The sequence below is a fragment of the Roseovarius sp. B08 genome (assembly GCF_051417955.1).
In the GTDB taxonomy this organism is placed as follows: Bacteria; Pseudomonadota; Alphaproteobacteria; order Rhodobacterales; family Rhodobacteraceae; genus Roseovarius.
Genome location: NZ_JBPRLW010000001.1, coordinates 612,641 through 637,094, shown reverse-complemented (window position 1 = coordinate 637,094; position 24,454 = coordinate 612,641). Strand labels below are relative to the sequence as shown.

The window sequence follows — 24,454 nt, the reverse complement described above, 5'->3', positions numbered from 1 at the left end:
TCGCTGCCATGCCTGACCGCCGACTAGCCGTCCTTGCCCAGCTTCACCACGTTCACCGGGTCTTCCGGCGCAAGCTCCTCGAAGTCGAAGTTGTCCAGCTTCGCCGCCCGCTTGCCGGCACGCTCGGCCGCGGTTGAAATCCCCTCCACGTCCCGCCGCGCCTGGTCGAAATGTGTCTCCAGCTTGCCCGCGCGTTCCAGCACCAGTTCCACGTCGCGGTGCAGCTGCCCCAGCATCTTGCGAATGGCCCCTGCCTGTTCGCGCATCCGCGCGTCCTTCAGGATCGCGCGCATCGTGTTCAGCGTGGCCATGCAGGTGGTCGGCGACACGATCCATACCCTCGCGGCGAACCCCTCGCGCACCAGTTCCGGGAAATTCGCGTGCAGCTCGGCATAGACCGCCTCGGACGGCAGGAACATCAGCGCGCCATCCGCCGTCTCGCCATCGAGGATATACTTGTCGGAAATATCCCTGATATGCTTTTTCACCGAGGTCCGCAGGAACTTCGCCGCCTCGTTCACCTCGTAGTCGCTCTTGGCATTGCGCAGCGCCTCGTAGGCCTCCAGCGGGAACTTGCTGTCGATGGCGATCGGCCCCGGCGGGTTCGGCAGGTGAATGAGGCAATCCGCCCGCCGCCCGTTCGACAACGTCGCCTGCAAAGAATAGCTGTCCGACGGCATCGCCTTGCTGACGATGTCGGTCAACTGGATTTCGCCGAACGCCCCGCGCGTCTGCTTGTTCGACAGGATATCCTGCAGCGTCAGCACGTCGCCCGACAGCTTGGTGATATTGTCCTGCGCCTTGTCGATGGCGCTCAGCCGCTCCTGCAAGGCCGTCAGGCTGGTCGCCGTCTGCTTGGACGACCCGTGCAGGGTCTCGCGCATCCGCTCCTGCATCTCGGTCAGCGCCCGCTGGCTGCGCATCGCGTTGTCCGCCAGCCGGTCCTGCATCTGCTGTTGTACGCCCGCCAGCCGCTGTTCCACCATCTGCGCCAGTTGAGTCTGCCCGCTGGTCGCCGTGTCGCTGACCATCTGGATCGAACTGCGCAGCCCCTCCTGCCCGTTGGCCAGGCTCTGCACGTTCTGTCCCAGGTGCCCCAACTGCTGCGCCAGCGGCTCCGTCGCCCGCGCCGTCCGCGCCGCGGCCCGCAGCGCGAGGATCACCAGCAGCAGAATCAACAGCACCACGGCCCCGGCCGCCAATGCCGCCATCACCAGCGGATCGTCCAACGCGTAAGTGGTCTCGCCAATCGTAATCATGTCCGTCCGAACAGCCGCTCTATATCGCTCAGTTTAAGCTCCACATAAGTGGGCCGCCCATGGTTGCATTGCCCGGAATGCGGCGTCGCCTCCATCTCGCGCAGAAGCGCATTCATCTCTTCCCCGCTCATCCGCCGCCCCGACCGGATAGAGCCGTGGCAGGCCACCCGGCTCAGGATCGCCTCGATCTTCGACTGAACGTGCAGCGCTTCACCCATATCCGCCAACTCGTCCAGCACGTCGCGCAGCATCCTGCCCGCGTCACAGTGCCCCAGGATCGCCGGCGTCTCGCGCACAGCAATGCTCCCCGGCCCGAACGCCTCGATCACCAGCCCCAGCCGCGCCAGCTCCTCGGCCATGTCCAACAGCATCCCCGCCTCGCCGCCGCTCACGTCCACGATCTCGGGGATCAAGAGCGCCTGGCTGGCCACGCCGTTCTCGGCCATCTGCCGCTTCAGCTTCTCGTAGACCAGCCGCTCATGCGCCGCATGCTGATCCACGATCACCATCCCGGTCTCGGTCTGGGCCACGATGTAATTCTCGTGCAGCTGCGCCCGCGCCGCCCCCAGCGGCAGCGATTGCGGCGCCACTGCCTCTTCAGAGGTCTCCACCACGTCCGGCTCCACCCGCCCGGACCACGCGCCCTGCATCTCGGCAAAGCCCGCCTCCGGCGCCTGCATCCGGTAACCCGCCGCACGCGCCGCCGCCCCGGGCCGGTCCATCTGGTAGGCCCGTGCGCCGCCCGCCTGAGGCACCGGCTCGGGCCGCATCGCCCCCAGAGTCGCCCCCGCCACGGTGGTCGACGCCCGGTGCCCCGCCTCCGCCAGCGCGTGACGCAGCCCCGACACCAGCAAGCCCCGCGCCACGCCGGGGTCACGGAACCGCACCTCGGATTTCGCCGGGTGCACGTTCACGTCCACCAGCTTCGGCTCACATTCCAGGAACAGCGCCGCCGCCGGATGCCGGTCCCGGCTGAGGAAATCGTGATACGCCGCCCGCAGCGCGCCATAGAGCATCTTGTCCCGCACCGGCCGCCCGTTGACGAACAGGTACTGCGCCACGCTCGACCCCCGCGAATAGGTCGGCAACGCGGCATAGCCCGTCATCGCGACCCCCTCGCGCTCGGCCTCGATCCGCAGCGCGTTCTCGGCGAATTCCCGCCCCAAGACCTGGCTCAACCGCCCGTGCAGCGCATCGAACAGATCGCCCGTCTCTGCATCGGCGCGAAACACCGTGCGTGGCTCGCGCCCCTCGCTCACGTCGCTCAGGGTGAAACTGACGAACGGTTCGGCCATCGCCAGCCGCTTGATCACGTCGCCCACCGCCTGCGCCTCGGCCCGGTCGGTGCGCATGAATTTCAGCCGCGCGGGCGTGGCGTAGAAAAGGTCCCGCAACTCCACCACCGTCCCCCGGTTCAGCGCCGCAGGCTTCACCGCACCGATCCCGCCACCCGCCACCGTGATCTCGACCCCGTCGAACCCCTGCGCCCGGCTGGTGATCGTCAGCCGCCCGACCGCCCCCAGGCTGGGCAGCGCCTCGCCCCGGAACCCGAAGGAATGGATGTTCAAAAGGTCCGACCCGTCGATCTTCGACGTCGCGTGCCGGCTCAGTGCCAGCGGCAGGTCCGCTTTTGTCATTCCGCAGCCATCATCCCGTACGCGGATCAGGGTCTTGCCCCCATCGGCAATATCCACCTCGATCCGCCGCGCGCCTGCATCCAGCGCATTCTCCACCAGTTCCTTGACCGCCGAGGCCGGGCGCTCCACCACCTCACCGGCCGCGATCCGGTTGATTGCCGTCTCCTCAAGCTGCCGGATGACAGGCCGCTCCTGGCTTATATTGGGGCTGATTTCGTTCATACCGCTATACCTAGCATGGCCTCGCACGATTCTGCTAGGTCCGACTGCATCATCCAAAGCTTCCGACAGAGCTTTTCCTACGATCCGGCCAGCCCCGGCATTCAAACGACAACCACGCCGCGGGAACCCGTGCGGTAACCCCGTGGTTTTCCCTCAAACGCCAAGCCCATGAAAGGCCATCCCATGCACTCCGAAACCATCGGCGCCGCCACGTTTGAAACCTGGAGCATCGACGAGGTCGCCGACGCCTTCGCCGCGAACGAAATCGTCCTGATCGACGTCCGCACCATTCCCGAATACGCCTTCCAGCATATCGAGGGCGCCATGCTCTTTCCCATGCCCTTCTTCGACGCCAACAAGCTGCCCGGCCAGTCCGACAAACGCATCGTCCTGCACTGTGGCTCCGGCCTGCGATCCGAAAAGATGGCCCGCGCCGCGATCGAGGCCGGCATCGACCGCATCGCCCACATGGAGGGCGGCTTCGGCGCGTGGAAAGAGGCCAGGAAGCCCTATATCGGCACGTCCATGAGCACCGGAGGGCCAGAGCGGGTCAATACCTGATCCGGGCGGGTCTCCGCCATGCGGGCAGGCTTTGCGCTTGATGCCGCGCCGCACCTCGCCTATGCCCGCCGAAAAGATGTGGCACGAGGCGTACCATGACACTATCCACTCTCCGGCTACTCGACAAACTGATCCTCGGCATCGTCGTTGCCGTTCTGGTGCTGACCGTCGGCGTCTACGTCTACAACACCGAATATTTCTCGCTCACCTATGCGCGCGAGGACGGCTTCGTCGAATACGGCACCGCGATCTTCCTGTTGTTCGCCAGCTTCGTGCTGATCGGAAACGCCCGCTCTCTCAAAGCCCGCAGCGCAACGCTCGCCTTCGCCTGCACCCTGTTCTACGCCCTGCTCTTCTTCTTCGCCGCGGGCGAGGAGATTTCCTGGGGCCAGCGCATCTTCGGCTGGGAAACCGGCGAGACCTTCCAGCAGATCAACAAGCAGCAGGAAACCAACCTGCACAACCTGATCGTGCCCACCCCGTGGGGCGATTTCCACCTCGCCAAGACGCTCTTCGGCCCGATCCTGACGCTGATCCTGCTGGTCTACCTCGCCGTCCTGCCCTTGCTCTACCCGCGCGTCGGCTGGATCAAGCGCGCCGCCGATCGCATCGCGGCCCCGGTCCCCGGCACCCGTCACGCCGTGCTCGCCGTCGCCGCCAGCCTCGTAATCGCCGCCATCGACGTTTCGCGCAAATGGGAGGTCTACGAACTCGTGTTCAGCCTGCTGGCCACCTCGATCTTCCTGCTGCCCCAGAACCGCGAGCACACGACCTGAGCCAGCCAATCAGATGATCTCGTCCTCGTCGTAAAGCGGCGCGGCGTCCATATACGCCGCCGCGCCCTCCGCGGCATGTTCGGCCCGAGGCGTCTCGGCGATGTGGAATAGCGCCTCGCCCTCGTAGACCGCCGGCATGTTCGACCGCCCGATCACGATGCCCACCTCCTCGCAGACCACCTCCCGGTCGGTCTGGCCCATCGGGTCGCTGACCGCACCCAGCACCGTGCCCGGGTCCACCGCGTCGCCGATCGCCTTGTAGCCGCGGAAAACGCCGCCCACCGGCGCCCTGTACCAGTGCGACGTGTTCGCCACCACCGGCACGCTGCGCCGCTTCGGCACGCCCTTGGACCCGATCATGCCCAGCCGCCGCATCACCCGCAGACAGCCGCTCACCCCGGCCCGCACCGCCAGTTCGTCGAACCGCAGCGCCTCGCCCCCCTCGTAAAGCAGGACGTCGACGCCCTCCTCCTCGGCCGCCAGCCGCAAGCTGCCCTCGCGCAGCTTCGAGGCCATCATCACCGGCGCGCCAAACGCCTCTCCCAGCGATTTCAGCCGCTCGTTGCCCGGCGTCAGTCGGATCTGCGGCAGGTTCGTCCGGTGGATCGCCGCCGAATGCAGGTCGATCCCCACATCCGCGCGCCGCACCACCTCTTCCATGAAGATATGCGCCAGCCTTGACGCCATGCTGCCTTCCGCGCCTCCGGGAAAACAGCGGTTCAGGTCGCGCCGGTCCGGCAAATAGCGGGAATGATTGTGAAACCCGAACCCGTTGACGATCGGCACCGCCAGCAACGTGCCCGCCATCCCCTTCAACGGCGCCGCCCGCAACAACCGCCGCACGATCTCCACGCCGATCACCTCGTCGCCATGGATCGCCGCCGACACGAACAGAACCGGCCCGGGCCGTCGCCCGTGGATCACGTGCACCGCCAGGCTCACCGGCGTGTGGTCCGACAGCGTGCTCACCGGCACGTCGACCGTCATACGGGCGCCGGGCTTCACCACCTGTTCGCCGATCTCGAAAGGGTCTCGCTTCGCCATGCCCGGCTATGTCGCGCAAAAAACGGGCCCTGTCCACAACCGACAAGCCGGGCAACCGCCGAGGCGCACAGCGCAAGTTGGTACCAATCTGCCCGCTCCGTGCTAATGTGATCCCGGCGAGGGGCGAAAGGGACTGCATGACCGGCACCGTGAACGGCCTTTACGGCAGCGCGACCCAACGACAGTTGCAGGCGGCGACACTCGCGGCAGCGGACATGCTACGCGACACACCCGGCGCGGTTTTTGCCGCCCGAATGGCCGGCACGGACGACCCTAACCTGTTCGGCTGCAACAGGATCGAGCAAATCCTGCGCGACCAGGGCGCGATCACGTTCCGCATGACCCCGACAGAAGACTGCCCTGAAATCGAGCGCCACCTGGCCGAGATCGGCTGCACCATCACCTGGTGGGACGTGTTCGACGGCCCGCGCGACAGTATCCGGGCCGCCTGCGACGACGCTCTCGGCCAGGCGCGCGACGATCTCGTGCCGGCCTCGCCATCCGGTTCCGACGATTCTGCGTTCTTCGAAAGGGTGCAGGATTTCATCGCCCGCTGCGGCATCGCGCCCTACCCTGCGCAGGTGCTCTCGGGTCAGACGGGGCCTGCCGCGCTCGCCGTGTTCGCCGACCCGGCAGACGGCGCCATCGCTGCCACCGCCTTTGCCTACTTTCCCTACAACACCCATGGCCCGCGTCACGCCACCGCCTGGGCCGGGCCCGTGGCGGTGCACTAGGATCAGCGCAAACGCGCCATCGGCGTCCGGGTCAATGCCCTTGCCCTGCGCGCGGCGGTGGACCATCTCGGCGCCGCACGGGTGCAGCAATTCGCCCGCACCACCAACCTCGCGTCCTGCCGGATGATCGAACGCTGCGGCCTGCGCCTGCGCTGCGACGTGCGCTCGGGCATCGCCCAGCCCGCCGGCGCTCAAAGCTTCACGCGCTGACCTGACTCACCCCCGCAGCCTCTTCCTCTGGCCGTAAATATCCCGGGGAGGAGGTCGAAACCCCGGTTTCGACCGGAGGGGCAGCGCCCCTCCGACCCAATATCCTGCGCGGCGCAGCCTGCGACATTTTAATAGCGCCCCGCCGGATCAACCCGGCAGCTTCGCCATCCGCAGATACGGCAGCACCGTGTTGAACTCCCCGAACTTGGCCTTGGCGTCCTCGTCGCTGACCGAGGTCGGGATCACCACGTCCTGCCCCACGGTCCAGTCGGCGGGCGTCGCCACGCCCTGACCGGCGCTGGTCTGCAACGCATCGAGCGCCCGCAGAACTTCGCCGAAATTGCGGCCCACCGTCATCGGATAGGTCATCGTCAGCTTCAGCTGCTTGTCCGGCCCGATAATGAAGACCGAGCGCACCGTGGCGCTGTCGGCGGGCGTGCGGCCATCGGGCAGGTAGGCCTCGGCGGGCAGCATGTCGAAGGCCTTGGACACCTCCAGCCCGTCATCGGCAATGATCGGAAAGCCCGCCCTCGCGCCGCCGGCGGTCTCGATGTCGCCCTTCCATTTCTTGTGATCCTCCACACCGTCGACGCTGACGCCGATCACCTTCGTGCCGCGTTTCTCCCACTCGTCGGTCAACCGCGCGACGGCGCCGAACTCGGTGGTGCAGACTGGCGTGAAATCCTTGGGATGCGAGAACAGGATCGCCCAGCTGTCGCCGATCCAGTCATGCAGGCTGAACTCCCCCTGGTCGGTGGTCACTTTCAGGTCGGGAATGGTGTCGTTGATCCGCAGTGCCATGAGGCATCTCCTTCGTGTTGAAAAACGGCTCTTCGCCATCAACATAGGAAGGCGGCGGCGAAAACAACACCCACCTCTTGCGGCATCCCGCCCCCTATGGTCATCTGCGCGGCAATTGACCGGCGGGAATGCCCGGTCCGAAAGGAAAAGCAATGATCGAGAAGAAACAGTTCTACATCGACGGCGCCTGGGTCGACCCGGTCGCGGGCACCGATCACCACGTCATCGACCCCTCGACCGAAGACCCCTGCGCGGTGATCTCATTGGCCGGCGAGGCCGATTGCGATGCCGCCGTCGCCGCCGCCAAATCCGCCTTCCCCGGCTGGATGGCCACCCCGGTGTCCGAGCGCATGGCCCTGGTCGAGAAACTGCGCGAGATCTACAAGACCCGCTCCGAGGACATGGCCCGGGCCATCAGCCTGGAAATGGGCGCGCCCATCGACCTCGCCCGCGCCCAGCAGGTCGGCGCCGGGTCGTCGCACATGAAGGCCATCCTCAAGGCCGCATCGGAATTCGACTGGATCGAGCCCCTGGGCGATCACGCCCCGAATGACCGCATCATTCACGAGGCCGTGGGCGTCGTCACCATGATCACGCCGTGGAACTGGCCGATGAACCAGATCTCGCTCAAGGTCATCGCCGGTCTGCTGGCGGGCTGCACCATGATCCTGAAACCGTCCGAGGAATCGCCCCTCTCTGCGCTGCTCTTTGCCGAAATGATCGACGAGGCGGGCTTTCCCAAGGGTGTCTTCAACCTTGTCAACGGCGACGGCGCGGGCGCGGGCACGGCGCTCACCGGGCATCCGGACGTCGACATGGTGTCATTCACCGGCTCCTCGCGCGCCGGGCGGCTCATCTCCAAGAATGCCGCCGACACGCTCAAGCGGGTTTCGCTGGAACTGGGCGGCAAGGGTGCCAACCTCATCTTCGCCGATGCCGACGACAAGGCCGTCAAGCGCGGCGTCCTACATTGCATGAACAACACCGGCCAGTCCTGCAACGCGCCCACTCGGATGCTCGTGCAGCGCGAGATCTACGACCAGGCCGTGGAAACCGCCGCCGAAACGGCGGGCAAGGTCACCGTCGGCCCGGCGTCCGAGGAAGGCCGCCACATGGGCCCCGTGGTGAACGAGACCCAGTTCAACAAGATCCAGGACCTGATCCAGAAGGGCATCGACGAAGGCGCGCGCCTCGTGGCCGGCGGCACCGGCCGCCCCGACGGGCTCAACCGCGGTTTCTTCGTCAAGCCGACGATCTTCGCCGATGTGAGCAACGACATGACCATCGCGCGCGAGGAAATCTTCGGCCCGGTCCTGTCGATCATCCCCTTCGACACCGAAGAGGACGGCATCCGGATTGCCAATGACACGCCCTACGGCCTGACCAACTATGTCCAGACGCAGGATCCCGCGCGCGCCAACCGCTGCGCCCGCGCCCTGCGCTCGGGCATGGTGGAAATGAACGGCCAAAGCCGCGGCCTCGGTTCGCCTTTCGGCGGCATGAAACAGTCCGGCAACGGACGCGAAGGCGGCAAATGGGGGCTTGAGGACTTCCTCGAGGTCAAGGCGGTTTCCGGCTGGACCGAAGGCGCCTGAGGCGCATGGAGGTTCACGTCTTCGTGTTGCATCTCGTCCGGGCTTCGGCCCGGCGGGACAACGCGCAGGCGCTTCTGGCCGACGCCCGCGAGATCGGCGGCATGAAAGGCCAGATCTGGCCTGCCGTCGACGGCTCGGCCATGTCCGCCACCGATCTGTCGGCCAGCGTCGGAGCCGCGCTCTTCGAGCCCGATTACCCGTTCCCCCTCAAAGCGGGCGAGATCGGCTGCACCCTGTCGCACCGCCAGATCTGGGCCGAGCTTCAGATGCGCGACGCCGGCGCCGCCCTGATCCTCGAGGACGACGCCGAGATCGCCCCCGACACGTTCGAGGCTGCACTCAACCTCGCCAGAACCCATATCGACAAGCTCGGCTATATCCAGTTCCAGACCCGCGCCCCCACTGGCCCGTCGCACCTCGTCGACACGTCCGGTGACTGCCGCCTCGTGGTGCCGCAGCAGGCCGGCCTGCGCACCACCGGCCAGATGGTCAGCCGCACCGCCGCCGCGCACCTGCTGGCGCTGTCCAACCCGTTCGACCGCCCCGTGGACACACTCATTCAATCGCACTGGCACACTGGTCTGCGCCCCGCGATGATCTACCCCTCGGGCCTTGCCGATATCGGGGAAGAGCTCGACGGCTCCACCATCCAGGCCGGCGACAAGCCCTGGACGGAAAAGCTCGTGCGCGCGTTGCACCGCACCCGCTACCGCGCCGCAGTCGCGCGCCTGTCACGCCGCAGCGCCGCGCCCGCCAGGGGCGGTTTTGCGCCGAAGGATGCCCATGACGACTGACCGCATCATCACCCGCCTCTTCGGTGGCGCCGGCAACCAGATGTTCCAGTATGCGGCCGCCCGGGCGCTGGCCGACAAGCTCTGCTGCGACTTGCAGGTCGACAACCGCTACGTCGCCGGCTCCGCCGACCGCGGCGACTGCTTCGCGCATTACGCCAATGGCCGCTTTACTCGGAAAGGGCCCCTGCCGCCGGCCAAGTCCGATGGCTGGCTGCGCTATGGCCTCTGGCGCGCCTTCGGCACGTCGCCGAAAATCTACCGCGAGAAAACGCTGGGCTTCGATCCGGGATTACTGGAATTGCCGCCGAATGTTTACCTGCACGGCTACTGGCAGTCCGAACGCTATTTCACCGACATCGCCGAGCAAATTCGCGCCGACCTCACCTTCACCACGCCGCTCGACGGCCCCAACGCCGATATGGCCGCGCGCATCGACGGGGCCGCCAATCCCGTCGCCCTCCACGTCCGGCGCGGCGATTACATCGCCACCGGCGCCTATGCCGCCATGACGCCCGACTTCTACCGCGCCGCCGCGCGCCACATCGCCGACACCACCGGCACCGACCCCACCTGCTTCGTCTTCTCCAACGATCCCGCCTGGGCCCGCAACAACCTCGCCCTGGGCTTCGAGACCGTGGTGGTCGACCTCAACGACGAGGCCACCGGCCATTTCGACCTGCACTTGCAGACCCTCTGCGCCCACAACGTGATCGCCAACTCCACCTTCTCGTGGTGGGCCGCCTGGCTGAACGTCAATTCGGACAAGATCGTCGTCGCCCCCAAAACCTGGTTCACCTCGCCCGCGCTCTGCAACCCCGACCTCATCCCCGACCGCTGGACACGTCTGTAGGGTGGGGTTCCACCCCACCTTCCCCCACAGGACGAAACCCTCTACACACCCCACATGACAATCACCCCCGATATCGCGCAGGCCACCTTCGTGCCCGAAATCGTGCACAAGCGTGATATCTTCTCGGAAACCATCTCCGGCCACCTCGACGGCCACCCCGATTTCCCGGTCGTCCTGCGCAAGCTCGACACCGTGCCGCTCTACGCCCGTCCCCTCTCGCGCTGGCTGGCCGCCAAGGAAACCCGCGGCCTCCGCGCCGTACAGGGCATCGAAGGCTGCCCAACGCTGATCCGCGCCGATCGCGTGGGCCTTTTGCGCAGCTGGACCCAAGGCACGCCCCTCCAACTCGCCAAGCCCACCGACCCGGAATGGTACCGAGACGCCAAGCGCCTGCTTCGCCAGATGCGCCGCGCCGGGGTCACGCATAACGACATCGCCAAACCCCAGAACTGGCTGATGACCCCCGACGGCCGCGCCGCCGTCATCGACTTCCAACTCGCCTCGGTCCACGCCCGCCGGGGCAAGCTCTTCCGCCTCAAGGCGCGCGAGGACCTGCGCCACCTGCTGAAACAGAAACGCGCCTACGCGCCGCATTTGCTGACGCCCTCCGAGCACCGCATGCTGGCGCAGAAATCCCTGCCCTCGCGCCTCTGGATGGCCACCGGCAAGCGGCTCTACAATTTCATCACAAGGCGGATCATGAACTGGTCCGACGGCGAAGGCACCGAGGACCGGCTGGAGCGTGACGGCCCCGCCCTGCGCAAGGCCCTGCTCCCCCATCCGCAGATCACCGACATCGCCCTCTGCACCTTCGCCCTGCCCGCCAAGGGCGTCGGCCTCTACGCCTTCGTCGAAACCCCGCTTACCGCGCCCGAGGTCACGAAACTGGCCCCCGCGCCAAAACCCGAACACATCCAGACCGTCGCGGCCCTCCCCCGCCACCCCGACGGCACCCCACGGCTCGACGCGCTCACGCTCATTGCCACCAACCGCCTGGATGAACTCGAACAGCTGCAGGCTGACGATCCCGATCTCGCCGCCACGCTGAGGCCTATCGTGGCGCACCGCCTCAACCTCACGGACCGCGTGCTGCGCGCCTGAGTTTCATTGTTCCAAAAATACTCATGACACGACCGCGCCACCGGCCGCAGCGCCCGCGTCAAAACGGCGCCTTCTGCCGAAACACCATCCCCGCCCCGCCATCCGGGTGCCGCAGCCGCAACTCCTCCGAATGCAGCATCAGCCGCTCGTGCTCCAGCGCCGCGCCCTCGGCATAGAACGGATCGCCCAAAATCGGATGCCCAAGGGCCCGCATATGCACACGCAGCTGATGGCTCCGCCCGGTCTTCGGCATCAACCGCATCCGGGTCTCGCCCTGCCCGTATCGCTGCACCCGCCAGTCCGTCACCGCCGCCTTGCCGGTCTCATGGCACACTTTCTGCCGGGGCCGGTTCGGCCAGTCCACGATCAACGGCAGGTCGACCGTCCCGGTCCGCTCTTCCACCCGGCCCCAGACCCGCGCGGTGTAGATCTTCTTCACCTGACGTTTCTCGAATTGCAGCCCAAGATGCCGCTGCGCGTGGGGCGTCAGGGCAAACACGATCACACCCGACGTGTCCCGGTCCAGCCGGTGCACCAGCAGAGCCATGGGAAACGCCTCCTGCACACGCGAAAGCAGGCAATCGGCCAGGTGCGGCCCCTTGCCCGGCACGCTCAACAGGCCGGACGGCTTGGCCACCACCAGGATCTCGTGATCCTCGTGCAGCACCTCCAGCGGCGTCGTCGGCGGGTCATACTCGGACATGGCCGCCGCATACACCAGCCCCGCCAGCCGCGCCAGCCCCGTCGCTGACCCGGGGCCTCCTGGCCCTTTTCCTCTGGCCAAAAATATCCCCGCCGGAGGCTCCACCACCTGCCGCGCGCGATGCGCCTCGTCCCCCTGCCGCTTCGACACGGCGGGGAGGGTGGGTGGGCGCCGTGTCGAAGCGGCAGGCGTCAACACATCCCTGAGCAGCGCAAGCGGATGCGCCTTCAGCGACAACCGCATCGAGACGTAATCCTCCACCACTTCCTCGCCCTGCGTCATCGCGGGGAGGTGAACGGCAGGCTCGAACACCGCCTCGCCCTCCATGTCCCCGGCGAAAAGCGGCAGCGCGGTTTTCCCAACCATCGCGTGGGTCTCCCACAGCGCCCCGCGCCGCGCCACGTCGATGCTGGCAAAGGCATCGGCCTCCGCCAGCCGCGTCATCACCTCGGGCGCCACCCCCGCCCGGCGCCATACGTCGCTCACCTCGCGATACCCGTTGCCCCGCGCCGCGGTGATCCAGTGGGCGTCCTCCTCGACCATCCCCTTGACCTGCCGGAACCCCAGCCGCAGGGCCAGCCCGCCTGCCTCATCCGGTTCCATCGCGTTGTCCCAGAAACTGGCGTTGATGCAAACCGGGCGCACCTCGACGCCATGTTCCCGCGCGTCCCGCACGATCTGCGCCGGCGCGTAGAACCCCATCGGCTGCGCGTTCAACAGCGCACAGGCGAATATCCCCGGATGGTGCCGCTTGACCCATGCACTGGCATAGACCAGCAGGGCAAAACTCGCCGCGTGGCTTTCGGGGAACCCATAGCTGCCGAACCCCTCGATCTGGCTGAAACACCGCTCGGCGAACTCCATGTCATAGCCATTGGCCCGCATACCGCGCAGAAACCGCGAGCGGAACGCGCTGATATTCCCGTGTTTCTTGAACGTCGCCAGCGACCGACGCAGCCTGTCCGCCTCGTCCGGCGTGAACCCGGCCCCGATGATGGCGATCTGCATCGCCTGCTCCTGGAAAAGCGGCACGCCCAGCGTCTTGCCCAGCACCCGACCCAGCTCATCGGATGGAAACTCCACCCTTTCCTCGCCATTCCGCCGCCGGATATAGGGATGCACCATGTCGCCCTGAATGGGCCCCGGCCGGATGATCGCCACCTCGATCACCAGGTCATAAAACGTGCGAGGGCGCATCCGGGGCAAAAAGTTCATCTGCGCCCGGCTTTCGACCTGAAACACTCCGATCGTGTCCGCCACGCACAGCATGTCGTACACCTTCGGGTCCTCCGGCGGCAGCGAGGCCAGCGTATGTTCCTGCCCGTGGTGCTGTTCGATCAGGTCGAACGCCTTGCGCAGGCAGCTCAGCATCCCCAGCGCTAGCACATCCACCTTCAGGATGCCCAGCGCGTCGATATCGTCCTTGTCCCAGCAGATGACCGTGCGGCCCTCCATCGTGGCGTTCTCGATCGGCACCAGCTCATCCAGCCGCCCCTCGGTGATGACAAACCCGCCCACATGCTGGCTCAGGTGCCGCGGAAACCCCTCGATCTCGCGCACCAGCTCCATCGTCTGGCGCAGTCGCCGGTCATCGGGGTCAAGCCCGATCTCGCGCATCCGCTCCCGCTCCACCGCGCCCGAGGTGGCAAAGAACCCCCATAACTGCGAGCTGAGCGCCCCCACCGTGTCCTGGCTCAGCCCCATCGCCGCACCGACCTCGCGGATGGCCCGCTTGCCGCGATAATGGATCACCGTCGCGCACAGCCCCGCGCGGTGCCGGCCATAGCGTTCGTAGATATGCTGGATCACCTCCTCGCGCCGCTCATGCTCGAAATCCACGTCGATGTCGGGCGGCTCGTTGCGTGCCTCGCTGACGAACCGCTCGAAGACCATCGTGCCGGTTTCCGGACTGACCGAGGTCACGCCCAGGCAATAGCACACCACCGAATTGGCCGCCGACCCGCGCCCCTGGCACAGGATCCCGCGCGACCGGGCAAAGGCCACCACGTCGCGCACCGTCAGGAAATAGGGCTCGTATTTCAGCTTGGCGATCAGGCTCAGCTCGTGCTCGATCATCCCCCGCACCCGCTCCGGCGCGCCGTCGGGATAGCGCCAGCGCAGCCCTTCCATCGCCAGCCGCCGCAGCCTTTGCGCCGCCGTTTCCCCCTGCGACACCTCGCTGGGATACTCGTACCGCAGCTCGTCCAGCGAGAACCGCAGCCGCGCCGCCACCTCCCCCGTGCGCCGCACCGCCGCCTCGTGGCCTGAAAACAGCCGCAGCATCTCCGCCTCGGACCGCAGCCGCTGCTCGCCATTGGCCAACGCATCCCGGCCCAGCGCGTCCACCCGCCGCCCCTGCCTTATCGCGGTCAGCACATCCGCCAGCCGCCGCCGCCGCGCGTGATGCATCGCGGGCAGGGCCGAAGCCACCGTTTCCAGCCCAAGCTCCCCTGCCAGCGCGGCCAACCGGCCAAATCGCGCCCGGTCCTGCCCGTCATAGCGCGGCGCCATCAGCAGGTAACACTGCCCACCAACACCCTTCACCAGCCGCCCCGCATGACGCTTCCAGTCCCGCAACGCCCCCTCGGGCGGATGCAGCAACAGCACGATGTCCTCCATCCCCTCCAACAGGTTCTCCAGCCGCAGGTCGCATTCCCCCTTCTCGACCCGCAGCCGCCCGGCACTGATCAACCGGCTCAGCCGCCCCCAGCCTTGCCGCGTCTCGGGCAGGGCGGTCAGCACCAGCCCCTCGCGCAGCACCAGACGCGCGGCGGGATAGAAGCGCGGCACATGGGCCCACTCGGGCGCGCGCGGCTCCGGCGCGGGCGGGCCTATGGGACCGTCCCGCGCCTCGATCCGCTGTCGCTCGGCCACTAGCCGTGCAATCTCGCGCACCGCCGCATGGGCGCGCACCACGCCGGCGACCGAGTTCGCGTCGGCGATGGCCAGCCCCGCCAGCCTCAGCTCCGCCGCCCGCGCCACGTATTCCTCGGCGTGCGACGCCCCGGTCAGGAACGTGAAGTTGGACGTGATCGACAGCTCGGTGAACATGGCAGGCCCCATGATATTCACCTTTTGTTCTCATTTCGAGTCCGAATCGTAGGGTGGGTGAAAACCCACGCGCGCACCTTCAATCATGCCGCGCGGCCCCACTCAACCCGTCCCGGACCCGATCCGGGACCTCGTAGGGTGGGTGACAACCCACGCGTCCCCCCTCACTTGGGCGGCACACACTCCAACCCACCCATGCAGGTCTCCACCTGCTTGACCTGCTCCGCCGACGGCTCCGGGAACGCCCAGCTGCCGCAGGGGTCGGCCACCATCACCAACTTCCGCCCGTGCTTTTCAAGAAACGCAAGGTACTCCACCCCCGATTGCGCCCCGCCACACCAAGGCCCGAAACAGTTGACTTCCAGCGTGATGTCCCGCGCAAACGGCGTCGTGAACCCCGCCCGCGACAGCGATGTCCCCTCCAGCCGCGCCGGAATGGTCACCACCCGCCGATCCTGGTTCGTGCCGTCATTCTCCGGCAACCGCGCCTCGTCGAACCGCAATTCGCCCGTCACGACCACATAGGCCTGCTCCGCCTCCGACGCCTGGCCGTAGGTCCGCGCCACGTCCGGCCGCATGCACGACAGCGCCACCGCCGGCCCTGCGGCCAGGACAAAGGCCATACTTGTCAAAATCCGTTTCACAGCTTGTCTCCAAACGACTCCAGAACCCTTGTATAAACCGACCGCTTGAACGGCACGATCGCCCCCACCACCTCGTCCGGCGAAATCCATTTCCACCTGGAAAACTCCGCCGGCGGCAGGGTGATGTCCACATCCGCATCGGTCCCGTGAAACCGCATCAGGAACCATTTCTGCTCCTGCCCCCGGTACCGCGCCTTCCACAGCTTGGGCACCAGCTCATGCGGCAGATCGTAGGGAATCCACTCCGGCGTCTCCGCCTCCACCGTCACCAGGTCGGCCTTCACCCCGGTCTCTTCCCACAGCTCCCGCAGGGCCGCGTCGCGCGGGTCCTCGCCCTCGTCGATCCCGCCCTGCGGCATCTGCCAGGCGTCATACTCGCTGTCGATCCGCTGGCCGACGAAAACCTTGCCGTCCCCGTTGACCAGCATCACGCCCGCGCAGGGCCGATAGGGCAGTTTCTCGATCTCTTCCGGTGTCATGCCGCCAGCCCCCGTCCTTTCAACAACGCCTCGACGCCGGGCATCCGCCCCCGGAAGGCCAGGTACAACTCCTCCGCCTCGCGCGAGCCACCCATCGACAGGATGTTCTCCTCCAGCGCCTTCGCCTTCTCGGCATCGAACGCCCCGCCCGCCTCCTCGAAGGCTGCAAAGGCGTCGGCATCCATCACTTCGGACCACATGTAGCTGTAATAGCCGCTCGAATACCCGTCGCCACTGAACACATGCGCGAAATGCGGCGTCGCGTGGCGCATCCGGATCGCGTGCGGCATCCCCATCTCCGCCAGCACCTCGGCCTGTTTCGCCATCGGATCGTCGGGCGCCTCCCCCTCGTGAAAGGCCAGATCCACCATGGCCGACGCCACGTATTCCACCGTCTGGAAGCCCATGTCATAGGTGGCAGCGCCCAGCACCTTGTCCAGCATCTCCTGCGGCATCGGCTCGCCCGTCTCGGCATGGGTCGCGAACTCCGACAGCACCTCCGGCACCTCCAGCCAGTGTTCATAAAGCTGGCTCGGCAACTCCACGAAATCCCGCGCCACGGACGTGCCCGAAATGCTCTCATACGTCACGTCCGACAGCATCTGGTGCAGCGCATGCCCGAACTCGTGAAACAGCGTCCGCGCATCGTCATAGCTCAACAGCGCCGGATCGCCCTTGGCGAAATTGCACACGTTGATCACCACCGGCCCCTTCACATCGGGAAACTTCCGCTGGCCCCGCATCGCCGAACACCACGCGCCCGACCGCTTCGACCCACGCGCAAAGTAATCCCCGATGAACACAGCCACATGACGCCCCTCCCGCGTCACCTCCCATGCCCGGCAATCGGGATGGTATAACGGCACGTCCAGCCGCTTGAACTCCAGCCCGAACAGCCGATGCGCACAGGCAAACGCCGCCTCGATCATCCGGTCCAGCTGCAGATACGGCTTCAGCGCGGTCTCATCCAGATCATGCTCGATCTTGCGCCGCTTCTCCGAATAGTACCGCCAGTCCCAAGGCTCCAAAGGCCCGTTCACACCGTCCTCGCGCATCATCTCCGTCAGCACCTCGGCATCCGCCTCCGCCTGCGCGCGGGCCGGGCCCCAGACATCCATCAACAGACCGCGCACCGCCTCGGGCGTCTTGGCCATCTCGGTCTCCAGCTTGAATGCCGCGAAACTCTCGTATCCCAGCAACTTCGCCCGCTCCTCGCGCAGCTTCAGCACCTCTGCGGCAATATCCCGGTTGTCCGTCTCGCCCCCATTGGCCCCGCGCGAGGTCCACGCCTCATACGCCTTTTCCCGCAAATCCCTGCGCGGGGAGAACTGCAAAAACGGCACGATCAAGGACCGCGACAAGGTAATCACCGGCCCCGCCGCCCCCTTCTCCTCACCCGCCGCCCGGGCCGAGCGCACCACGAAGTCCGGCAGCCCTTCCAGGTCGGCCTCGTTCAACTCCATGTACCACCCCGCCTCGTCCTTCAGCAGGTTCTGCGTGAACGCCGTACCCAGCTCCGCCAGCCGCGCGCGGATCTCGCGCATCCGCGCGTCCGCCGCACCTTCCAGCCCGGCCCCGGCCCGCCGAAACCCGCGATGCGTCAGCATCAGCACCCGCTCCTGCTCCTCGGTCAGCCCAAGGCTCTCGCGATCCTCCCAAAGCGTCGCAATACGCTGGTAGAGCGCCTTGTTGCCGTAAATCTCCGACGAATACGCGGCCAGCTTCGGGCTGAACTCCCGCTGCAGTTCCTGCCGCTTGTCATTGCTGTCCGCCCCTGCCACGGTGAAGAACACAGACAACACCTTGTCCAAATTCTTTCCCGCCACTTCCAGCGCCTCGACCGTGTTGGCAAATGTCGGCGGCTCCGGATTGTCGGCAATCGCAGCGATCTCGCCCCGCGCCTCCTCCAAGGCGGCCTCGAACGCCGGGGCGAAATCCTCGTCCGACACCTTGTCGAACGGCGCCATCCCGAACGGCGCCTTCCACTCACTCAACAGCGGATTGGTCATCTTGCTCTCCTCTTTGGCCGCAAACCGGGCAATCCGCCCGACGGCTCAGTGTTATCTTCCGGCTCTCTCCATATAGAGCGTCATAGATCAGCATTTCACCCCGCAGCGCCGCCCCCGCCTGCGCGATCACCTTCACGGCCTCCACTGCCATCATCGACCCCACGACACCCGGCAACGGCCCAAGCACGCCGGCTTCCGCACAACTCGGCGCCAGCCCCGGAGCCGGGGCTTCGGGGAAAATGCACTGGTAACACGGCGCGCCACGCGCGGGATCGAACACGCTCACCTGACCCTCCCACTGCGACAATGCACCTGAAATCAACGGCTTGCCCTGCGCCACCGCCACCCGATTGGCCAGATAGCGGGTGTCGAAATTGTCCGTCCCGTCCAACACAAGATCATACTCGGCAAACAAATCCGCCGCGATCTCCTCGCTCAACCGCCGCTCGTAGGGGCGCATCTCCACATAGGGGTTCACATCCCGCGCCGCCTGCGCCGCCGAATGCACCTTGGGCATGTCGATCCGAGCATCCGTATGGATCACCTGCCGCTGCAGATTGGTCGCATCCACCACGTCATCGTCGATCACCCCGATCCGGCCCACGCCCGCCGCCGCCAGGTACAATATCGCGGGCGAGCCCAGCCCCCCGGCCCCGATCACCAGAACCTTCGCTTCCTTCAGCGCCTTCTGCCCCGGCCCGCCGATCTCGCGCAGCACGATATGCCGCGCGTAGCGTTCCAGCTCGGTCGGCGCGAACAGCCCTTTCGGCTTTTCCGGCTCCGGCGCCGCCACCCGGCCCCGCAACCGCCGCAACACCTGGCGATAGGCCAGCACCAGCGCCACCGCTCCGGCCAGCAGAAGCCACGGCGCCACCGTGCCGCCGGTCGCCTCGCGCAACCCGTTCCCATCGGGCAGCACCAGTTGGGTCAGCACCACGAACGCCCAAAGGATCGCAATCATCATCCAGCGCTGCCGCCGCGGCGCGCCCATCCACGCCCCCAGCCCCCAGATAGCACCCGCCAGCACAAGCACCAACAGCATCAGCTCGCCCCCGTGGACCCGAAACCGCCCGCCCCGCGCGCGGTGTCCTCAAGGCGCTCCACCAAATCGAATTCCGCCTGAGCCACCGGCGCAACCACCATCTGCGCGATCCGCATCCCGTGTTCCACCGTGAACGGCGCATCCCCTGCATTCATCACGATCACCCCCAACGGCCCGCGATAATCACTGTCGATCGTGCCGGGGCTGTTGGGCAACGTGATCCCATGCTTCAACGCCAGCCCGGAGCGCGGCCGCAGCTGCACCTCGTACCCGTCCGGAATCGCCAGCCGCAACCCTGTCGGCACCAGCGCCCGCCCACCCGGCGCGATCACCACCGCGCCCCGGTCGGGCAGGTTGGCGCGCAGGTCCGCTCCCGCCGCCCCCGCTGTCTCATAGCGCGGCAGGCCCAACTCACGGTCCGCGCCCTCGTCCCACATCACCGAAATGCTCACCATGCGCCGGTTCTTCCCGCTTTTCCTCTGGCCATAAATATCCTCGCCGAAGGCATTAAACTCTTCCGGCGCACCATCCGGTCTCAGCCCAGCGCCGCCGCGATGCGCTCCGCCAGCCGCCGCGCCACGTCCACCTTCGACATGCGCGGCCACGCCTCGGCCCCGTCTGCCGTGATCAGCGTCACCGCGTTCTCGGTGCCGCCCATGATCCCCGTCGCCGGGCTCACGTCATTGGCCACGATCCAGTCACACCCCTTCCGCGCCCGCTTGGCCGTGGCATGATCCACCACGTCATCTGTCTCGGCGGCAAAGCCCACCACCAGCGGGGGCCGTCCGGCCTCCATCCGGCTGACCGTGGCCAGGATGTCGGGGTTCTCGGCAAACTCCAGCACCGGCAACTCGCCACCTTCCTTCTTGATCTTGCGCGCCCCGGCACTCGCCACACGCCAATCCGCCACGGCGGCGGCAAAGACGCCTGCATCGGCGGGAAGTGCTGCCTCGACCGCCTCCAGCATCTCCTGCGCGGTCTCGACGGCCACGACCTCCACCCCCTCTGGCGGCGGCACATCCGCCGGTCCGGTGACGAAAACCACCTCCGCCCCCGCGCCCGCCAGCGCCCTGGCAATCGCCGTGCCCTGCGCACCGGACGAGCGGTTGGCGATGTACCGCACCGGGTCGATCGGCTCATGCGTCGGCCCCGAGGTCACCACGATCCGCTTGCCCGCCAAAGGCCCGGCCGCAAGCCGCGCCTCCACCGCCGCCACGATCTCCAGCGGCTCGGACATCCGCCCCGGCCCGTGCTCGCCACAGGCCATGTCGCCCGCGTTCGGCCCGACAAATCCGATCCCGTCGCCTTTGAGGGTCGCGATATTCCTTTGCGTCGCCGCATGCTCCCACATCCGCACGTTCATCGCCGGCGCCAGCAGCACCTCCGTATCCGTCGCCAGCAGCAGCGTCGACGCCAGGTCGTCCGCCTGCCCCGTCGCCATCTTCGCCATCAAATCCGCCGTCGCCGGGGCCACCACGATCAGGTCCGCGCTGCGGCTCAGCTCGATATGCCCCATTTCGGCCTCGTCGGTCAGGTCGAAAAGGTCCCGGAACACCTTCGTCCCCGCCAGCGCCGACACCGACAGCGGCGTCACGAACTCCGCGCCGGCCTTCGTCAGAACCGGCGTCACCGCGGCACCGCGCTCGCGCAGCCGCCGGATCAGGTCCAGCGCCTTGTAGGCCGCGATCCCGCCCCCGATGATCAGCAAAATTCGTTTTCCGGCCAGCATGCGAAGGCTCCCTTCAGTCTCGGCCAGACACTATGCCCGGACCCCGCACGGCACAAGGCCCGCCACCCGGACAAGAAAAAACGCTGCCGCACCCCGCGACAGCGTCAATTCTCGTCTCTCGAACCCTGTCGAGCGGCTCAGGCCAGCAGGCTCTGCACCTCGCCGCCCTGCTTCTCCAGGTACCGGCGCATCTTCTGGAACGCCGCCGCCTCGATCTGGCGCACGCGCTCCTTCGACAGGCTCAGCTCCTCGCCCAGGCTCTCCAGCGTCCGCGCCTCGTCCTTCAGCTTGCGCTGCACGACGATGAACCGCTCGCGCTCGTTGAGCTTGGACATCGCGCTGCCCAGCCAGTTGCGCAGCGCGCCCCGGTCGTGGTCTTCCTCGACCAGTTCGTCACCGCGCTTGCCGTCATCCTCGATCGTGTCGATCCACTCGCGGCCCTCGTCCTCGGTCGATTGCGTCGCGTTCAGCGAGAAATCCGTGCCCGACAGCCGGCCTTCCATCATCTCCACGTCGCGCAGCGGCACACCCACCTCGATGGCGATCATCTCGCGCATCTGGTGGCGGTCCAGCGTCTCGCCCTTGGCCATGGATTCGCGTTCCAGCCGGGCCTGAACCCGCCGCATGTTGAAGAACAGCGACTTCTGGCTGCTGGTCGACCCGGTCCGCACCATCGACCAGTTGCGCATCACGTAATCCTGGATGCTGGCCTTGATCCACCACACCGCATATGTCGAGAACCGCACGCCGCGGTCGGGGTCGAACTTGTCCGCCGCCTTCATCAGCCCAAGGCCCGCCTCCTGGATCAGGTCGTTCATCGGCGCGCCATAGCGCCTGTATTTCGAGGCCATCGAAATCGCCAGCCGCATGTAGGCGGTGATCAGCCGGTGCAGCGCCGCCTCGTCCCGCTGGTCGCGCCAGGCATAGGCCAATGTCAGTTCGGTCTCGGCGTCAAGCAGTTCGGCCTTCATCGCCGCGCGTGACATGTTTGTGCTGAAATTGCCATCCAAGGCCATGGTGAAATACTCCCGGTCGCGGTTCAAAGCAGCTTTTTCGCAGTCTTTGGTGGTGGTACGCACGATCCCAACGCGCGGATCACGAAAAGGATGCAAAAAAATGTTGCCAGGAGTCACTATCGTCTTAGGGAGCATCGGATCCGGCAAGACGATCCTTGCCGAAGAGCTGGTCCTCGGCACCGGCCGCACACCCGTCGCGCTGGTGACCACACCTCCTGACGACACCGGGATCCAGGCCACGCTCGCCCGGCGTCAGGCGTCGCCGCACATCGCCTGGCACACCCGGCACGAACCGCTCGATATCGGCCGCGCCCTCGCCGGGATCAGCGGCGACAGCGCCGTTCTCGTCGATGCGCTGCCGCTCTGGCTGGCCAACCGGGCCGAGGCCGGCCACGACCTGGCCGAGCCCGAAGCAGAGCTCATGGCCGGCCTTGCCCTCTGCGCCGCGCCCGTGGTGATGATCACCCGCGCGCCCGAAATCTGCGAAGACGCCACGCTGCGCACCGCCCGCGGACGGCTGAACATGAAACTCGCCGCCACGGCGGGGCTCGTGGTCAATGTCACCGCCGGCCTGCCGCAGGTGCTCAAGGGCAGCCTGCCGTGAAAACCCGGCTGTTCTGGGTCCGCCACGGCCCGACCCATGCCAGGGGCCTCGTCGGCTAGGCCGACCTGCCCGCCGATCTCTCCGACACAGCCCGTGTCGCCCGCCTCGACGCGCACCTGCCGCGGCGGGCCATGCTCGTCTCCTCCGATCTCTCCCGCGCCGTCGTCACCGCCGACGCGCTGGCGAGGGGCCGCACGCGCCTGCCCCACGATCCCGCCCTGCGAGAACTTCACTTCGGCGACTGGGATCTCAAGGCCCCCGACGACATCGACGACCAGGCCAGCTACCAGGCGTTCTGGGATCGGCGAGGTGCGCCCGCCCTCGGGCGAAACCTGGCCCGAGCTTGCCGCCCGCGCGGGTGCGGCGACCGATGCGCTCATCGCCGCCCATCCCGGTACGGACCTCGTGATCGTCGCCCAACTCGGCGTCATCCTGACCCAGGTCCAGCGCGCCCGCGACCTCACCGCGACCGAGGCGTTCGACCACGATACCGCCCCCCTCTCGGTGACCAAACTTCACCACCCCCCCCGGGTGGCACGTGGCGGGCATGAATCACACCCCGTGATGCACACCCGCACAAATGATCGCTTTGCGCAGTCCCGCCCCCGGCCTAACGTCGCGCCATGATATACGATCTCTTCATCGGCGACCGGACCTTCTCAAGCTGGTCCCTGCGCGGCTGGCTCATGCTGGAAAAATTCGGCCTGCCGCACCGCACGCACATGGTCGGGCTCTATGACGGCACCATGGCCGACGACCTCAAGGATCTCGCCCCCGCCCGGCTCGTGCCGGTGATGCGCGATGCCGACGGAATCGTCATCTTCGACAGCCTCGCCATGGCCGAAACCCTGGCCGAGCGCCACCTCGACGCCGGCCTCTGGCCGTCCGACCCCACCGCCCGCGCCCTCGCCCGCTCGATCACCGCGGAAATGCATTCCGGCTTCTCCGCCCTGCGCACCGACTGCCCAATGCAGCTCCGGCACCAATGGCAGGGCTTCACGCCATCAGATGCGGTCAAGGCCGATCTCTCCCGCATCGAAACCCTCTGGTCTCTGGCCCGTACCCGCCACGGCGCGGGCGGCCCCTGGCTCTTCGGGCGCTACAGCCTCGCCGACGCCTTCTATGCGCCCGTCGCTGCCCGCATCGCCGGCTACGCGCTGCCCGTGGACGCCACCGCTCAGGCCTATGTCGACACCACCCTCGCCGACACCGCCTTCCGCCAGTGGCGCGCGCTCGGTCTCACGAAATCCTACGACCCTGTCCCGTACGACCGGCCGCTCGACCATTCCGACTGGCCCGGCCCGGCCCCCGTCAAGGCCCGCGCCGTCACCGACGGCACATCCGAAAACAGCACCTGCCCCTATTCCGGCAAAGCCCCTACGCATCTGATGGAAACCGGCGGGCGGATCTTCGGCTTCTGCAACGCTACCTGCCGCGACAAGACGGTGGCCGACCCCGAGGCCTGGCCCGCCTTCACCGCCCTGCGCGACGCCACGACCTGACCCGCCTCTTCCTCTGGCCATAAATATCCCCGCCGGAGGCTCCGACGACTGCCAAAAGCGCGATCTCAAAGTTGGTTAACCTTTCCTAAAC

General features: G+C 67.0%; 22 protein-coding genes and 2 pseudogenes. 11 read left to right on the top strand and 13 right to left on the bottom strand.

Annotated features, from left to right (window positions below; genetic code table 11):
• Positions 1 to 23: 23 nt before the first annotated feature.
• The gene (locus ACSQ76_RS03190) at positions 24 to 1,259 is read right to left on the bottom strand and encodes a DNA recombination protein RmuC (protein ID WP_437155433.1); all 1,236 of its coding nucleotides are present in this window, start codon (positions 1,257 to 1,259) and stop codon (positions 24 to 26) included.
• Positions 1,256 to 3,118 (bottom strand): DNA mismatch repair endonuclease MutL, encoded by a 1,863-nt coding sequence (mutL, locus tag ACSQ76_RS03185; protein WP_437155432.1) that lies wholly within the window; start codon positions 3,116 to 3,118, stop codon positions 1,256 to 1,258. The genes ACSQ76_RS03190 and mutL overlap by 4 nt, the downstream gene beginning before the upstream one ends.
• Positions 3,119 to 3,301: 183 nt before the next feature.
• On the opposite strand from mutL, the gene ACSQ76_RS03180 reads away from it, so the two are divergent.
• Positions 3,302 to 3,679 carry a rhodanese-like domain-containing protein gene (locus ACSQ76_RS03180; protein ID WP_437155431.1) on the top strand — a complete coding sequence of 126 codons (378 nt, stop codon included), beginning with the start codon at positions 3,302 to 3,304 and terminating at the stop codon, positions 3,677 to 3,679.
• A gap of 95 nt (positions 3,680 to 3,774) precedes the next feature.
• Entirely contained in the window at positions 3,775 to 4,455 is a 681-nt protein-coding gene (locus ACSQ76_RS03175; protein ID WP_437155430.1) for a hypothetical protein, read from the top strand.
• 9 nt (positions 4,456 to 4,464) lie between these two features.
• On the opposite strand, the gene ACSQ76_RS03170 is transcribed toward ACSQ76_RS03175, so the two are convergent.
• A complete protein-coding gene (locus ACSQ76_RS03170) occupies positions 4,465 to 5,499 on the bottom strand; it encodes a succinylglutamate desuccinylase/aspartoacylase family protein (RefSeq protein ID WP_437155429.1) in 1,035 nt (344 codons plus the stop codon).
• 137 nt (positions 5,500 to 5,636) lie between these two features.
• On the opposite strand from ACSQ76_RS03170, the gene ACSQ76_RS03165 reads away from it, so the two are divergent.
• Positions 5,637 to 6,233 (top strand): hypothetical protein, encoded by a 597-nt coding sequence (locus ACSQ76_RS03165; protein ID WP_437155428.1) that lies wholly within the window; start codon positions 5,637 to 5,639, stop codon positions 6,231 to 6,233.
• A 57-nt stretch (positions 6,234 to 6,290) separates the two neighbouring features.
• Positions 6,291 to 6,443, top strand: coding sequence for a hypothetical protein (locus ACSQ76_RS03160; RefSeq protein ID WP_437155427.1), 153 nt, complete (start codon positions 6,291 to 6,293; stop codon positions 6,441 to 6,443).
• A gap of 147 nt (positions 6,444 to 6,590) precedes the next feature.
• Here the strand turns inward: ACSQ76_RS03160 and ACSQ76_RS03155 are convergent, their stop codons facing one another.
• Positions 6,591 to 7,244, bottom strand: a complete 654-nt coding sequence (locus ACSQ76_RS03155) for a peroxiredoxin (RefSeq protein WP_437155426.1) — start codon at positions 7,242 to 7,244, stop codon at positions 6,591 to 6,593.
• A 152-nt stretch (positions 7,245 to 7,396) separates the two neighbouring features.
• Between ACSQ76_RS03155 and ACSQ76_RS03150 the strand changes: the two genes are divergently transcribed.
• The 4 genes from ACSQ76_RS03150 to ACSQ76_RS03135 are packed head-to-tail and all read left to right on the top strand — an operon-like array spanning position 7,397 to position 11,584.
• Positions 7,397 to 8,839 (top strand): aldehyde dehydrogenase family protein, encoded by a 1,443-nt coding sequence (locus ACSQ76_RS03150; protein ID WP_437155425.1) that lies wholly within the window; start codon positions 7,397 to 7,399, stop codon positions 8,837 to 8,839.
• 5 nt (positions 8,840 to 8,844) lie between these two features.
• Entirely contained in the window at positions 8,845 to 9,633 is a 789-nt protein-coding gene (locus tag ACSQ76_RS03145) for a glycosyltransferase family 25 protein (protein WP_437155424.1), read from the top strand.
• A complete protein-coding gene (locus tag ACSQ76_RS03140; RefSeq protein ID WP_437155423.1) occupies positions 9,623 to 10,483 on the top strand; it encodes an alpha-1,2-fucosyltransferase in 861 nt (286 codons plus the stop codon). Before ACSQ76_RS03145 ends, ACSQ76_RS03140 begins: the two co-directional genes overlap by 11 nt.
• A 54-nt stretch (positions 10,484 to 10,537) precedes the next feature.
• Positions 10,538 to 11,584, top strand: coding sequence for a serine/threonine protein kinase (locus ACSQ76_RS03135; protein ID WP_437155422.1), 1,047 nt, complete (start codon positions 10,538 to 10,540; stop codon positions 11,582 to 11,584).
• A gap of 58 nt (positions 11,585 to 11,642) precedes the next feature.
• Here ACSQ76_RS03135 and ACSQ76_RS03130 read toward each other — a convergent pair whose 3' ends face one another.
• The 9 genes and pseudogenes from ACSQ76_RS03130 to ACSQ76_RS03090 form a co-directional block, all read right to left on the bottom strand.
• Positions 11,643 to 12,287, bottom strand: a complete 645-nt coding sequence (locus tag ACSQ76_RS03130) for a pseudouridine synthase (RefSeq protein ID WP_437158153.1) — start codon at positions 12,285 to 12,287, stop codon at positions 11,643 to 11,645.
• Between the two features lie 177 nt (positions 12,288 to 12,464).
• A pseudogene (locus ACSQ76_RS03125) lies at positions 12,465 to 15,338 on the bottom strand (error-prone DNA polymerase); the annotation flags it as partial.
• A 164-nt stretch (positions 15,339 to 15,502) separates the two neighbouring features.
• On the bottom strand, positions 15,503 to 15,961 hold the full coding sequence (locus ACSQ76_RS03120) for a hypothetical protein (protein WP_437155421.1): 459 nt from the start codon (positions 15,959 to 15,961) through the stop codon (positions 15,503 to 15,505).
• A gap of 17 nt (positions 15,962 to 15,978) precedes the next feature.
• Positions 15,979 to 16,461 (bottom strand): RNA pyrophosphohydrolase, encoded by a 483-nt coding sequence (locus ACSQ76_RS03115; protein WP_437155420.1) that lies wholly within the window; start codon positions 16,459 to 16,461, stop codon positions 15,979 to 15,981.
• The gene (locus ACSQ76_RS03110; RefSeq protein WP_437155419.1) at positions 16,458 to 18,470 is read right to left on the bottom strand and encodes a M3 family metallopeptidase; all 2,013 of its coding nucleotides are present in this window, start codon (positions 18,468 to 18,470) and stop codon (positions 16,458 to 16,460) included. Before ACSQ76_RS03110 ends, ACSQ76_RS03115 begins: the two co-directional genes overlap by 4 nt.
• Positions 18,448 to 19,512 (bottom strand): HesA/MoeB/ThiF family protein, encoded by a 1,065-nt coding sequence (locus tag ACSQ76_RS03105; RefSeq protein WP_437155418.1) that lies wholly within the window; start codon positions 19,510 to 19,512, stop codon positions 18,448 to 18,450. Before ACSQ76_RS03105 ends, ACSQ76_RS03110 begins: the two co-directional genes overlap by 23 nt.
• A complete protein-coding gene (gene dut, locus ACSQ76_RS03100; RefSeq protein WP_437155417.1) occupies positions 19,512 to 19,967 on the bottom strand; it encodes a dUTP diphosphatase in 456 nt (151 codons plus the stop codon). The genes ACSQ76_RS03105 and dut overlap by 1 nt, the downstream gene beginning before the upstream one ends.
• 80 nt (positions 19,968 to 20,047) lie before the next feature.
• A complete protein-coding gene (coaBC, locus tag ACSQ76_RS03095; RefSeq protein ID WP_437155416.1) occupies positions 20,048 to 21,241 on the bottom strand; it encodes a bifunctional phosphopantothenoylcysteine decarboxylase/phosphopantothenate--cysteine ligase CoaBC in 1,194 nt (397 codons plus the stop codon).
• A gap of 137 nt (positions 21,242 to 21,378) precedes the next feature.
• Entirely contained in the window at positions 21,379 to 22,257 is an 879-nt protein-coding gene (locus tag ACSQ76_RS03090) for an RNA polymerase factor sigma-32 (RefSeq protein ID WP_437158152.1), read from the bottom strand.
• A 100-nt stretch (positions 22,258 to 22,357) separates the two neighbouring features.
• Between ACSQ76_RS03090 and ACSQ76_RS03085 the strand changes: the two genes are divergently transcribed.
• The 3 genes and pseudogenes from ACSQ76_RS03085 to ACSQ76_RS03075 all read left to right on the top strand — a co-directional run bounded on the left by ACSQ76_RS03085 (position 22,358) and on the right by ACSQ76_RS03075 (position 24,363).
• Positions 22,358 to 22,861, top strand: a complete 504-nt coding sequence (locus tag ACSQ76_RS03085) for a bifunctional adenosylcobinamide kinase/adenosylcobinamide-phosphate guanylyltransferase (RefSeq protein ID WP_437155415.1) — start codon at positions 22,358 to 22,360, stop codon at positions 22,859 to 22,861.
• A 131-nt stretch (positions 22,862 to 22,992) separates the two neighbouring features.
• Positions 22,993 to 23,488 (top strand): annotated as a pseudogene (locus ACSQ76_RS03080) (histidine phosphatase family protein).
• The gene (locus tag ACSQ76_RS03075; protein ID WP_437155414.1) at positions 23,485 to 24,363 is read left to right on the top strand and encodes a glutathione S-transferase; all 879 of its coding nucleotides are present in this window, start codon (positions 23,485 to 23,487) and stop codon (positions 24,361 to 24,363) included. The pseudogene ACSQ76_RS03080 and the gene ACSQ76_RS03075 overlap by 4 nt, the downstream one beginning before the upstream one ends.
• Positions 24,364 to 24,454 lie beyond the last annotated feature (91 nt).